This window comes from Acidovorax sp. SRB_14 (assembly GCF_012932145.1).
GTDB lineage: Bacteria > Pseudomonadota > Gammaproteobacteria > Burkholderiales > Burkholderiaceae_C > Simplicispira.
In genome coordinates, this window is sequence record NZ_MWOK01000002.1 from 144,059 (window position 1) to 156,148 (window position 12,090).

The 12,090-nt window shown below is 67.3% G+C and carries 11 protein-coding genes; 2 read left to right on the forward strand and 9 right to left on the reverse strand.

What is annotated here, in order from left to right; genetic code table 11:
* Positions 1-39: 39 nt before the first annotated feature.
* Genes phoB through pstS form a run of 6 tightly spaced genes read right to left on the reverse strand, consistent with a single transcriptional unit; the run spans position 40 to position 5,280 of the window.
* On the reverse strand, positions 40-747 hold the full coding sequence (gene phoB, locus B2J86_RS02620) for a phosphate regulon transcriptional regulator PhoB (protein ID WP_169167192.1): 708 nt from the start codon (positions 745-747) through the stop codon (positions 40-42).
* Between the two features lie 16 nt (positions 748-763).
* Positions 764-1,465: a phosphate signaling complex protein PhoU gene (phoU, locus tag B2J86_RS02625; RefSeq protein WP_169167193.1), complete on the reverse strand. Its 702-nt coding sequence runs from the start codon at positions 1,463-1,465 to the stop codon at positions 764-766.
* Positions 1,466-1,476: 11 nt separating this feature from the next.
* Entirely contained in the window at positions 1,477-2,256 is a 780-nt protein-coding gene (pstB, locus tag B2J86_RS02630; RefSeq protein ID WP_169633160.1) for a phosphate ABC transporter ATP-binding protein PstB, read from the reverse strand.
* A 15-nt stretch (positions 2,257-2,271) separates the two neighbouring features.
* Positions 2,272-3,156, reverse strand: a complete 885-nt coding sequence (pstA, locus tag B2J86_RS02635) for a phosphate ABC transporter permease PstA (protein WP_173024657.1) — start codon at positions 3,154-3,156, stop codon at positions 2,272-2,274.
* Entirely contained in the window at positions 3,153-4,181 is a 1,029-nt protein-coding gene (gene pstC, locus B2J86_RS02640) for a phosphate ABC transporter permease PstC (protein WP_371736053.1), read from the reverse strand. The genes pstA and pstC overlap by 4 nt, the downstream gene beginning before the upstream one ends.
* A 58-nt stretch (positions 4,182-4,239) precedes the next feature.
* Entirely contained in the window at positions 4,240-5,280 is a 1,041-nt protein-coding gene (gene pstS / locus B2J86_RS02645) for a phosphate ABC transporter substrate-binding protein PstS (RefSeq protein ID WP_173024658.1), read from the reverse strand.
* A gap of 313 nt (positions 5,281-5,593) precedes the next feature.
* Between pstS and B2J86_RS02650 the strand changes: the two genes are divergently transcribed.
* Positions 5,594-6,754 (forward strand): ABC transporter substrate-binding protein, encoded by a 1,161-nt coding sequence (locus B2J86_RS02650; protein WP_173024659.1) that lies wholly within the window; start codon positions 5,594-5,596, stop codon positions 6,752-6,754.
* A 57-nt stretch (positions 6,755-6,811) separates the two neighbouring features.
* Positions 6,812-8,290: a Ppx/GppA phosphatase family protein gene (locus tag B2J86_RS02655; RefSeq protein WP_173024660.1), complete on the forward strand. Its 1,479-nt coding sequence runs from the start codon at positions 6,812-6,814 to the stop codon at positions 8,288-8,290.
* A gap of 73 nt (positions 8,291-8,363) precedes the next feature.
* Here B2J86_RS02655 and B2J86_RS02660 read toward each other — a convergent pair whose 3' ends face one another.
* The 3 genes from B2J86_RS02660 to B2J86_RS02670 all read right to left on the reverse strand — a co-directional run bounded on the left by B2J86_RS02660 (position 8,364) and on the right by B2J86_RS02670 (position 11,997).
* Positions 8,364-8,828, reverse strand: coding sequence for a histidine phosphatase family protein (locus B2J86_RS02660; RefSeq protein WP_169167196.1), 465 nt, complete (start codon positions 8,826-8,828; stop codon positions 8,364-8,366).
* Positions 8,829-8,838: 10 nt separating this feature from the next.
* Entirely contained in the window at positions 8,839-11,040 is a 2,202-nt protein-coding gene (gene ppk1 / locus B2J86_RS02665) for a polyphosphate kinase 1 (protein WP_173024661.1), read from the reverse strand.
* Positions 11,041-11,157: 117 nt separating this feature from the next.
* A complete protein-coding gene (locus B2J86_RS02670; RefSeq protein ID WP_169167198.1) occupies positions 11,158-11,997 on the reverse strand; it encodes a GNAT family N-acetyltransferase in 840 nt (279 codons plus the stop codon).
* Between the last annotated feature and the right edge of the window lie 93 nt (positions 11,998-12,090).

The following is a 12,090-nucleotide window of genomic DNA, read 5'->3' on the forward strand; positions in this document are numbered from 1 at the left end:
GCCTGGACGGATAGAAAAAACGGCGGCAGGCCCAGCCGTTCAGGCCCGCGCCAGCGCCTGCGGCTGCGCCGTGAGGCGGTAGCCTGCGCCACGCACCGTCTCGACCATCACACTGCCCCCACCCAGAGACTCGCGCAGGCGCTTGACGTGCACATCCACGGTGCGTTCCTCGATGAACACATGGTCGCCCCACACCTTGTCGAGCAGCTGCGAGCGGCTGTGCACGCGCTCGGCATGCTTCATCAGGAAGTGCAGCAGCTTGAATTCGGTCGGCCCGACCTTGAGCGCCTGGCCCTCGAACGTGACGCGGTGCGTGGCCGCATCGAGCGCCAGGGCGCCGATGGCCACGCTGTCGGCCACCTGCTCGGGCGCACGCCGGCGCAGCACGGCGCGGATGCGCGCCAGCAGCTCCTGGGTGGAAAACGGCTTGGTGATGTAGTCGTCCGCGCCAGCGTCCAGGCCTGCCACCTTGTCGGGTTCGTCGCCGCGCGCGGTCAGCATCAGGATGGGCACGGCCTTGGTGCGGCCATCCGCGCGCCACTTGCGCGCCAGCTGCAGGCCGCTCTGGCCCGGCAGCATCCAGTCGAGCAGGATCACGTCGGGCAGCACGGCATCGAGCTCGCGCTGCGCCGACTCGCCGTCCTCCGACCAGATGGGGGAAAAACCGTTGTGGCGCAGGTTGACGGCGATCAGCTCGGCAATCGCGGGCTCGTCTTCGACGATCAGGACGCGGGGCAACTTTTTCATGGGTGTCGGCCGACCTTCACAGTACGGCCGATTCGATCTGGTCGAGCGAGGTGTGGCGCACGTCCTTGCCCTCGACCAGGTAAATGATCAGCTCGGCCATGTTCTTGGAATGGTCGCCGATGCGCTCGATGGCCTTGGCCAGGAACAGCAGGTCAAGGCTGGCCGAAATGGTGCGCGGGTCTTCCATCATGTAGGTGATGAGCTTGCGCACGAAGCCGTCGAATTCTTCGTCGATCAGGTCGTCTTCCCGCAGAATCGCCACCGCCGCCTTGGTATCGAGGCGCGCAAAGGCATCGAGCGCCTTGCGCAGCAGGCCCGAGGCCAGATCGGCCGCCACGCGCAGGTCCATGGTGGGCAGCGAGCGCGGTGCGCCACCCTCGATGATGGACTGCACCATGCGCCCCATCTTGTGCGCCTCGTCGCCCATGCGCTCGAGGTTGGCCGTGGCCTTGGAGAACGCCATCAACAGGCGCAAATCGCGCGCCGTCGGTTGGCGCCGGGCGATGATGGTGGAGAGTTCATGGTCGATCTCGACCTCCATGGCGTTGACGCGGCTCTCCAGCGCCACCACCTGCTGCACGGCCTCGAGGCTGAAGTGCGACAGCGCATAGATCGCGTGCTGGATCTGCGACTCCACCAGACCGCCGAGCTCCATGACCCGCGCCGAGATGTTCTTGAGTTCGCTGTCGAACTGCGATGAGAGGTGTTTTTCAGCCATGCCAATCCCTTTCAGCCAAAACGGCCGGTAATGTAGTCCTCGGTCTCCTTGCGCTGGGGCTTGAAGAACATCTGCTCGGTTTCGCCGAACTCCATCAGGTCGCCCAGGTACATGTAGGCCGTGTAGTCGCTGCAGCGCGCCGCCTGCTGCATGTTGTGCGTCACGATCACCACTGTGTACTCGCTCTTGAGCTCGGCGATCAGTTCCTCGATCTTGGCGGTGGAAATCGGGTCCAGCGCCGAGCACGGCTCGTCGAGCAGCAGCACCTCGGGCTTGATGGCAATGCCGCGCGCAATGCACAGGCGCTGCTGCTGCCCGCCCGACAGGCCCGAGCCGCTCTGGGCCAGCTTGTCCTTGACTTCGTTCCACAGCGCGGCCTTGCGCAGGGCCCACTCGACGCGGTCGTCCATGTCGGTGGCGTTGAGGTTCTCGAACAGCTTCACGCCAAAGGCGATGTTGTCGTAGATCGACATCGGAAACGGCGTGGGCTTCTGAAACACCATGCCGATCTTGGCGCGGATCAGCGCCACATCCTGCTTGCTGGTTAGCAGGTTTTCGCCGTCCAGCACGATCTGGCCTTCGGCGCGCTGCTCGGGATAGAGCTCGAACATGCGGTTGAAGGTGCGCAGCAGCGTGGACTTGCCGCAGCCCGAGGGCCCGATGAACGCGGTCACCTTGTTCTCGGGAATATCGAGGTTGATGCCCTTCAAGGCATGGAACTTGCCGTAGTAGAAATTGAGGTCGCGCACCGTGATCTTAGGGGCGCTTGTCGCTTTGGGGCTGGGGGACATGGAAGCTTCCTTGTTTTATTTCTGGCGCGTGAGAACGCGCGCCAGAATGTTGAGCCCGAGCACGGTCACGGTGATCAGGAACACGCCCGCCCATGCCAATTGCTGCCAGTTTTCGTAGGGGCTCATCGCAAATTTGAAGATGGTCACCGGCAGGCTGGCCATGGGCTTGGACAGGTCGGAGTTCCAGAACTGGTTGTTCAGCGCGGTAAACAGCAGCGGCGCGGTTTCACCCGCAATGCGCGCCACGGCCAGCAGCACACCCGTGATCACGCCGGCCCGCGCCGCGCGCAGGGTCACCAGCGTGATCACCCTCCACTTGGGCGCGCCCAGCGCATAGGCGGCCTCGCGCAAGCTGGCCGGCACCAGCACGAGCATGTTCTCGGTGGTGCGAATGACCACCGGAATCACGATCAGCGCCAGGGCCACGATGCCCGCATAGCCCGAGAAGCTGCGAAAGCGCGCCACCACCACGGCGTAGACGAACAGGCCGATCACGATGCTGGGCGCCGACAGCAGGATGTCGTTGACGAAGCGCGTGACCGACGCGAGCCAGCCGCGGGGGTCGTATTCCGCCAGGTACACACCGGCCATGATGCCGATCGGCGTGCCGATGAAAGTCGCCATCAGCACCATGACGAACGAGCCAAAAATGGCGTTCGAGATGCCGCCGACCTCGTTGGGCGGAGGCGTCATCTCGGTGAACAGGGCCAGGCTCAGGCCGCCCAGGCCCAGGCGCACGGTTTCCCACAGGATCCAGACGAGCCAGAACACGCCGAACACCATGGCCGCCAGCGACAACGCCAGGGCGACGCGGTTGACGCGCTTGCGCCGCGCATACATGGCCTGCCGCGCGCGGGTCTGCTCGGCGGCGGAGATCAGCTTCTGTGCCGTGCCGGTCATGCGCGCGCTCCTTCGTTCTTTTGCAGGCGGGCCAGCAGCACCTTGGACAGGGCGAGCACCACAAAGGTGATGAAAAACAGCACCAGGCCCAGGTAGATCAGCGACGCCTGGTGCAGGCCCTCGGCCGCCTCGGCAAACTCGTTGGCCAGCGCCGATGTGATGCTGTTGGCGGCCTCGAACACCGACAGCGAATTGAGCTGGTTCATGTTGCCGATGACAAACGTCACCGCCATGGTCTCGCCCAGCGCGCGCCCGAGCCCGAGCATGATGCCGCCCAGCACCCCCGTCTTGGTATAGGGCAGCACCACCTTCCACACCACCTCCCAGGTGGTCGAGCCCAGCCCGTAGGCCGATTCCTTGAGCAGCGGCGGCGTCACCTCGAACACGTCGCGCATCACGGCGGCGATGAACGGGATGATCATGATCGCGAGGATGATGCCCGCCGACAGCACGCCGATGCCCACCGGCGGACCCGACACGAAGGCCCCAAGGAAGGGCACGCCCGACAGCAGGCTCTGCAGGGGCTGCTGCACAAAACGCGCCAAGATGGGGCCGAATACCATCAGGCCCCACATGCCGTACACGATCGACGGCACCGCCGCCAGCAGTTCGATGGCGGTCCCCAGGGGACGCTTGAGCCAGGCCGGCGACAGCTCGGTCAGAAACAGGGCGATGCCGAAACTCACCGGCACCGCGATCAACAAGGCAATGAACGACGTGACCAGCGTGCCATAAATCATGACCAGGCCGCCATAGTCGTTCTGCACAGGGTCCCACACGCTGCGCGTGAGAAAGCCCAGGCCATACTTTTCGATGGAGGGCCAGGCACCGATGACCAGCGACGTGAGGATGCCCAGCAGCAGCGCCAGCGTCAGCAGCGCCGCGCACCGGGCCAACAGACCGAACAGCTTGTCTGCCAGCCCGCCCGAAATGAGCGGCCGCGGCCGGGGAGGCGCGGTCTTCACCGCGCCTGTCCCGGCGATGTCGGGAGGCGGAATCTGGTGGGCGGGCAGTGGTGTGGACACGTCGGTGCCTTGAAAGAATGCAATGGAACACAGGCCGGCACCAGGCCGGCCCGGGGAATCACTTCAGCGCAATGGCCTTGCCCGAAGTGTCCTTGATATCGCCCCAGGACTTCATGATCTGGGTCTTTACGACATCGGGCATGGGCACGTAGTCCAGGCTGGAAGCCGTCGCATCACCCGATTTGTACGCCCACTCGAAGAACTTCAACGCCGTGGCGGCCTGCGCGGGCTTGTCCTGCGATTTTTGCATCAGGATGAACGTGGCCGACGTGATGGGCCACGATTCCTTGCCGGGCTGGTTGGTCAGGATCTGGTAGAAGCTCTTGGCCCAGTCGGCACCGGCCGCGGCAGCCTTGAAGGAGCCTTCGGTGGGCGATGCGAAGGTGCCGGCGCTGTTTTGCAGCAGGGCATAGGTCATCTTGTTTTGCTTGACGTACGCATACTCCACATAGCCGATCGAGTTGGGCAGGCGGCCCACGAAAGCGGCGACGCCTTCGTTGCCCTTTCCGCCCGCACCCGTGGGCCAGTTCACGGCCGTGCCTTCACCAACCTTGGACTTCCATTCGGCATTGACCTTGCTCAGGTAGTTGGTGAAGCCAAAGGTCGTGCCCGAGCCGTCGGCGCGGCGCACGGGAGCGATGGCCGCGTCGGGCAGGGCCAGGCTGGGGTTCAGGGCCTTGATGGCCGCATCGTTCCACTGGGTGATCTTGCCCAGATAGATGTCGCCCAGCACCTGGCCGCTGAGCTTGAGCTGGCCGGGTTCGATGCCCTTGATGTTGACCACGGGCACGATGCCACCGATCACCGTGGGGAACTGCACCAGGCCCTTCTTGCTCAGCTCGTCGTCCTTGAGGGGCGCATCCGAAGCGCCGAAGTCCACCGTCTTGGCTTCGATCTGGCGCAGACCCGCGCCCGAGCCCACCGACTGGTAGTTGATCTTGACGCCCGTGGCCTTGTAGTAATCGGACGCCCACTTGGAGTACAGCGGCGCCGGGAAGCTCGCACCGGCGCCCGTGGCCTCTTGCTGCGCCCAGGCGCCAGAGAATGCACCGGCGGACACCACGCCAGCCACCAGAATTCGAATCGCGGACATTTTCATGAAAAGACCTTTGGGTTGAGAAAGTGGGGTTGAGGCGACTCTAAAAGGCCTGTGTGACATTGTTGTGACACACGGAAATGCCGTCATATCCCCGGATGAAACAGATGTCACAGCCCTGTCACAGCACCTGCCTAGGCTGCCGCCACGGGCCGCTCCCGCAAAGGCCGGCCTGCAAGAAATTCAAAAACCATAGCTGAATGCGCTCGTTTTCATTGGTTTTCAGACAAAAAACTATCTGAAACACAGGAAAAACCAGCGCTGGTAGCTCACTTTTTTGAACCTTCCTATCCGGCCACCGCAGAAAGCGCCCACCGTGTTCACCCCCCCGCCACCGCCCTCCAAGCGCCCCACCCCACCCTCCCTGAGCCGCCGGCGCTGGCTGCAATGCACGGCGCTGGCCGGCGCGGCGCCCGCCGCCTGGTCCGCGCCGGCGCCGGCGGGCCGCGCCGTCACGATCGCCCAGATCGCCGACCTCTCGGCCGCGCAGCAAGACGTGAGCCGCGATTTTCTGACCGGCTCGCGCGCCGCCTGGCAAGAGCTCAATGCCCAGGGCGGCCTGGCCGGCCGGCCGGTGCAGCACCTGGTGCTGGAGACCGACGGCAGCGCCGCCGGCCTGCAGGCCGCATGGCACAAGGCCCAGACCACGGCGGACTGCGTGGCGCTGTCGGGCTGCGTGGGCAACGCCGCCGCCGCCGGCCTGGCCACCCTGCAAGCGCGCTCGGGCACCGGCACGCCGCTGGCCCAGGTGGCGCCGTGGCTGCACGGCACCGAAGCCTGGCCAGACGACACGGTGTTCGACATCTTTCCGGGCTACCAGGCGCAGATCGCGCACGCCCTCAAGACGCTGGCCAGCATGGGCGTGCAGGACATGGGCGTGGCCTACGGCAGCGCCAGCATCCAGCAACAGTCGCAGGCCGAGATCGCGCGGGCGGCGCAAACCCTGTCGGTGCGCATGCAGCCCCTGCCGCTGGCACGCCGCGAGGCGGCCCGCGCCGCGCAGCGCCACGCCCTCATCCTGTTCGTCGGAGGCACGCCGGAGCTGCACGACTTCACGCGCCAGATCCAGCTGCCGCCCGGGCGCCAGTGCTATGTGGTGGCGCTGGCCGATGTGAACCTGCAGGTGCTGGCACAAATGAAAGGCATGCCGCACAACACCTCGGTGATTGCTACGCAGGCCGTGCCCCTGATCACGTCTCCCCTGCCAGTGGTGCGCGCCTACCGCAGCGCCCTGGCCCGCTTGTACGACGAACCGCCCACGCCGCTGGGACTGGCCGGCTTCATTGCAGCGCGCTACACCGCCGAGGCCCTGGCGCGCGCCGAAGGCCCTTTGACGCGTGCCAGCGCGCTGGCGGCCCTGCGCCGGCGCACCGACACCCACATCGGCGGCTTCACCGTCGCCTTCCAGGGCAAAAAGCGGGCCAACGCCTACGTCACGCAAACCATGCTGACCCCGGACGGCCGCATCGTCGGCTGACGCCCTCGGCGAATGCTATGCTGCGCCGCCACAAAGCCGGCACCCCAGGCACCCCCCATGCACCACGGAACATTGCTCGCCGCTGTCGATCTCGGATCGAACAGCTTTCGCCTTGAAATCGGCCGTTTCGAGCACGGCCACATCCAGCGCGTCGAATACCGCAAGGAAACGGTGCGCCAGGGCGCGGGGCTGGACGAGCAACTCAACCTCAGCGCGCAGGCCATGCAGCGCGGCTGGGACTGCCTGGCCCGCTTTGCCGAGCGCCTGGCCGGATTTGCCCCCGCGCAGGTGCGCGCCGTGGCCACGCAAACCCTGCGCGAGGCGCGCAACCGCGACGCGTTCCTGCAGCGCGGCAGCGAAATCCTCGGCCACCCCATCGAAGTGGTGTCGGGCCCCGAGGAGGCGCGCCTGATTTACCAGGGCGTGGCACGGCTGCTGCCACAGTCGGACGAACGGCGCCTGGTGGTGGACATCGGCGGACGCTCGACCGAGCTGATCGTCGGCCAGCAATACCAGGCGCACGCCGTGGCGTCGTTCCCGGTGGGCAGCGTGGCCTGGTCCTCGCGCTACTTTGCCGATGGCGCTTTCACCCCGCAGGCGTTCACCGCCGCCGAGGTCGCCGCCAAGGCCGTGCTGGACGAGGCACAGGAGAGCTTCTGCCGCGGCGCCTGGGACGTGGCCTATGGCTCCTCGGGCACGGTGGGCGCCGTCGGCGAGATCCTGGCCGCGGCCGGACAGCCCGCGGGGCGCATCCAGCGCGCCGACCTCGACTGGCTGCAGGAGCGCCTGCTGCGCGCCCAAAGCGCGGACCGCGTGCGCCTGGACGGCCTCAAGGAAGACCGCCGCCCCGTCATTGGCGGCGGCATCAGCGTGCTGCGGGCCGTGTTCGACCTGCTGGAGATCGACGAGATGCGGGTGGCGCAGGGCGCCCTGCGCCAGGGCGCGCTGTACGACCTGGTCGACCGCGAGCAGCCGGAGACCGACCTGCGCGCCGCCACCGTGCGCGCTTTGATGCTGCGCTTTGGCGTGGACGGCGCCCAGGCCGAGCGCGTGCGCCAGGTGGCCTGTGCGCTGTTTTCCCAGCTGTGCCCAGGCGACGCGAGCCCAGCGCTGCGCAAGCTGCAGTGGGCGGCGCAGTTGCACGAAGTGGGCTGCCGCATCGCCCACAGCGACTACCACCGGCACGGCGCCTACATCCTCGACAACACCGACGCCGCCGGCTTTGCCATGCCCGAAATGCACCGCCTGGCCCTGCTGGTGCTGGGCCACCGCGGCAAGCTCAAGAAAATCGAAGCCGAGCTGGGCGATGCCGGCACGGCGCTGCCGCTGCTGTGCCTGCGCCTGGCCGTCGCGCTGTGCCACGCGCGGCGCGACCCCGATGTACAGGGACTGGCGATCGCGCAACAAGGGCAGCGCATCGTGCTGAGCGCGCGCGCCGGATGGGCGGCGGCGTTTCCGCAGTCGGCCCACCTTCTGCGCGAAGAAGTGCTGGCCTGGCAGAAAACGCCGTGGGAGCTGGCCCTCACGGTGCCCTGAACAAGGTCCTTGAACGCGGCCGCAGGCACCTTGCGCGCCACGGCGCGGCACAGCGGGCGGCGTTGGAACGTGGTTACAGGAAGTCGGCCGACTGCACGGCCAGCACCACGGTTTCGAGCTGGTCCATCCGCTGGCGCTGGCGCAGCCACCACACCGAGCCCTTGCGCACCGCGCACTCGCCGGACGTCTGACCCAGCAGCTGCGCAATCGTCTGCCCGAGCACCGGCTGGTGCCCCACCACGAGCACCGCGCCGCGCGCACGCGGCCACTGCGCGAGCTCCAGCAACTCCGCGGGGCTTGCGCCGGGCAGCAACTCGGCGCGCAGCTTGTATTTGCGGCCCAGGGCCTGGGCGGTCTGCTCGGTGCGACGCGCCGGGCTGCACAGCACGCGCAGGCCGTTGGGGAGTTGGCGGTCCAGCCATGCCGCCATGCGGGCGGCCTGCTTTTCACCGCGCGCGGTCAAGGTGCGTTGCAGGTCGTCCATGCCCTCGGGCGCATCCTGCGCTTCGGCGTGGCGCCACAGGATCAGGTCCATCATGCGGGCCCCCTCAATCCGCCTGCGCGGTGGAGCGCGACACGGGGCCGTAGCGTTGCATCAGGGCGTCCTGCGCCCCCGTGCCCCCGTCTGGCCCGTGGACGCGCTCATACCGGCCATCGGCCTGCAGACTCCAGGCATCGCGGTCATCGCAGAGGTAGGCCACCAGGCACTCGTCAATGATGCGCTGGCGCAGTTGCGGGTCGGTCACGGGCCAGGCAATCTCGACGCGGCGCAGCATGTTGCGGTTCATCCAGTCGGCGCTGGAGAGGTAGAGCTCTTCGTCTTCCCCGCAGCGGTAATAGAACACGCGCGAGTGTTCCAGGAAGCGGCCAATGATGGAGCGCACGCGGATGTTGTCGCTCAGCCCCGGCACCTGCGCCGGCAGGATGCAGGCGCCGCGCACGATCAGGTCGATCTGCGCGCCGCGCTGGCCGGCCAGCAGCAGCGCATGCACCAGCGCCTCGTCGGTGAGCGCATTCATCTTCGCCACGATGCGCCCGCCCTGCCCCCGGCTGGCGGCCAGGCCGACCTGCTCGATTTTTTCGAGCGTGCGCCGGTGCAGGTGGAACGGCGCCACCAGCAGGCGGCGCATGCGCGGCAGGCGGTTCTGGCTGGCCAGGTGGTTGAACACGCTGTCCATGTCGGCCGTGGTGTCCTCGTCGGCCGTGAAGTAGCTCAGATCGGTGTACAGGCGCGCCGTGCTCGGGTTGTAGTTGCCGGTGGACAGGTGGCCGTAGCGGCGCAGGTGCCGGCCTTCGCGGCGCGTGGCCAGCAGCATCTTGGCGTGGGTCTTGAGGCCGACGACGCCATAGACCACCTGCGCACCCACGGACTCGAGCGCCTCGGCCCAGTTGATGTTGGCCTCTTCGTCGAAGCGCGCCTTGAGCTCGACCACGGCCATGACCTCTTTCCCTCGGCGCACCGCTTCCCGCAGCAGTTCCATCATCTGCGGGTCGGACCCTGTGCGATAGATGGTCTGCTTGATGGCCACCACCTGCGGATCGTTGACCGCTTCGCGCAAGAATGCCAGCACGCCGTCGAAGCTCTCGAACGGCTGGTGGATCAGCACGTCGCGCCGGCGCATCTCGGCCATGATGGATTCGCCGGCCAGCATGCGGCGCGGCGCGGCCGCCTGCCAGGGCGCAAACAGCAGCTCGGGTGCCTGCACCAAGTCGACCAGCTGCGCCAGGCGCACGAGGTTGACCGGCCCGTGCACGCGGTACAGCGCGCCGGCCGGCAAACCGAACTGCTGCAGCAGGAAGTCCGACAAAAACCGGGAACAGCCGGACGAGACCTCCAGCCGCACGGCCTCGCCATAGTTGCGCTGCTGCAGGCCTTGGCGCAGCACGGTGCGCAGGCTGCGCACATCCTCTTCGTCCACCGCCAGATCGGAGTGGCGTGTGACGCGGAACTGCGAAAACTCCGTGACCTGCCGGCCAGGAAACAACTCCGCCAGGTGTGCGCGCACCACACTCGACAGGCTGACGAACTGCGCCCCTCGGGGCGCCACGCCGGCGGGCATGCGGATCAGGCGCGGCAAGACACGCGGCACGCGCACGATGGCAATCTCGTTCTCACGCCCAAAGGCGTCGCTGCCCTTGAGGCGCACGATGAAGTTCAGCGTCTTGTTGGCCACCTGCGGAAACGGGTGCGCCGGATCGAGCCCCACGGGCACCAGCAGAGGGCGCACTTCGCGGTGGAAATAGCCCCGCACCCAGCGGCGCTGCGCCGCGCTGCGCGCGCCCTGCGAAACGATGCGGATGCCCTGCGCCTCGAACGCCGGCACCAGCACGTCGTTGTAGAGCGCGTACTGGCGGGTTACCAGGGCGTGCGCCTGGGCGGAGATGGCTTCGAACGAGACCGCAGTGCACGCCCCCTTGGTGTCGCCGTTGCGGGCCGCTGCCACATGCGGGGCTGCGCGCACCTCGAAAAACTCGTCCAGGTTGGACGACACGATGCACAGGTAGCGCAGGCGCTCCAACAGGGGCACATCGGGCCGCACGGCCCAGTCGAACACGCGCTCGTTGAACGCCAGAATGCTGTGGTCCCGGTCCAGCAACGCAGCCGCAGGGCGATCTTCCGCCCCCTCGCTCACCGGCTCGGCCCATTCTGGCTCTGCCTCTGGCGTTCCAGCAGGCACGGCGTCCGGTGTGGATGGCGCATCGCCGGTGGAAAACGGCGGTTCGGTTCTTTGGGCGCAATCGACGGGCATGGACACATTCCAGGACACTGACAAGCTGGAAGTATCAAAAGCAGATATGACAACTTCATGACATGACATATGACACCCCTGCGGGCGCGGTGCGCCGCGGCGGACCGCCGCCCCCAATCACTGAGCGCCCAGGAAATGCTTGCGGTAGCGCGGCGCCAGGTCGGCAATGCGCATCATCATCGGCAGGTCCGCCGTGTTGAAGTCGGGGTCCCACGCGGGCGCACCCAGCACCCGGGCGCCCAGGCGCAGGTAGCCCTTCAGGAGCGCGGGGGGCTCGATGCGCAGCGAGCCATCGAGCCGCTCCACCGGCAGCGCCAGGCGCGGCAGCACCTGGTGCTCGATCGGCGCCAGATGGGTCTGGCGCAGCTGCTCCCAGATGCTGGCTGCGGCATGGCCACTCACCACCCCCTGGTGCAGCATGGGAATGCTGGCGCACCCCATCATCGTGTCGAGCCGGTTGCGCACCATGAAGTCCGCCAGCGCCCCCCACAGCGCCAAGATCACGCCGCCTTGCCGGTGCCCGGGGTGCACGCAGCTGCGCCCCAGTTCCACCATGCGATCGCGCAGGCCCCGCAGGCGGGTCAGGTCGAACTCGGTGTCGCTGTAGGTGCAACCCACACGGCGCGCCTGGGCTGGCGTCAACACGCGGTAGGTGCCTATCACCTGCTGGCTGCGCGCATCGCGCACCAGCAGGTGCTCGCAAAAGTCGTCAAACAGATCGATGTCGTGGCCCGGCTCGGGGCTGCTCAAGCGCGCGCCCATCTCGGTGGCAAAGACATCGAACCTCAGGCGCTGGGCCTCGCGCACTTCGTCCTGGTGCCGCGCCCAAGCCACCGCATATTCCGTGCGGCCCTCGGCGGGCGCCGGCACGCCCGCCACTCTGGGCAGCGGATGAAGCGCCTCCCGCACGGCAGGTGCCAAAGGCAACGGCCCGGCGGGGTGGGGTAAATCGTCCATCAGGTTCTCCTGTTCTGCCGGACGCCTGCTGCGGCATCCGCCGTGTGACCCACAGCCCGGCACCACGCCCGGCCTCTCGAGCAACAGTCTGAA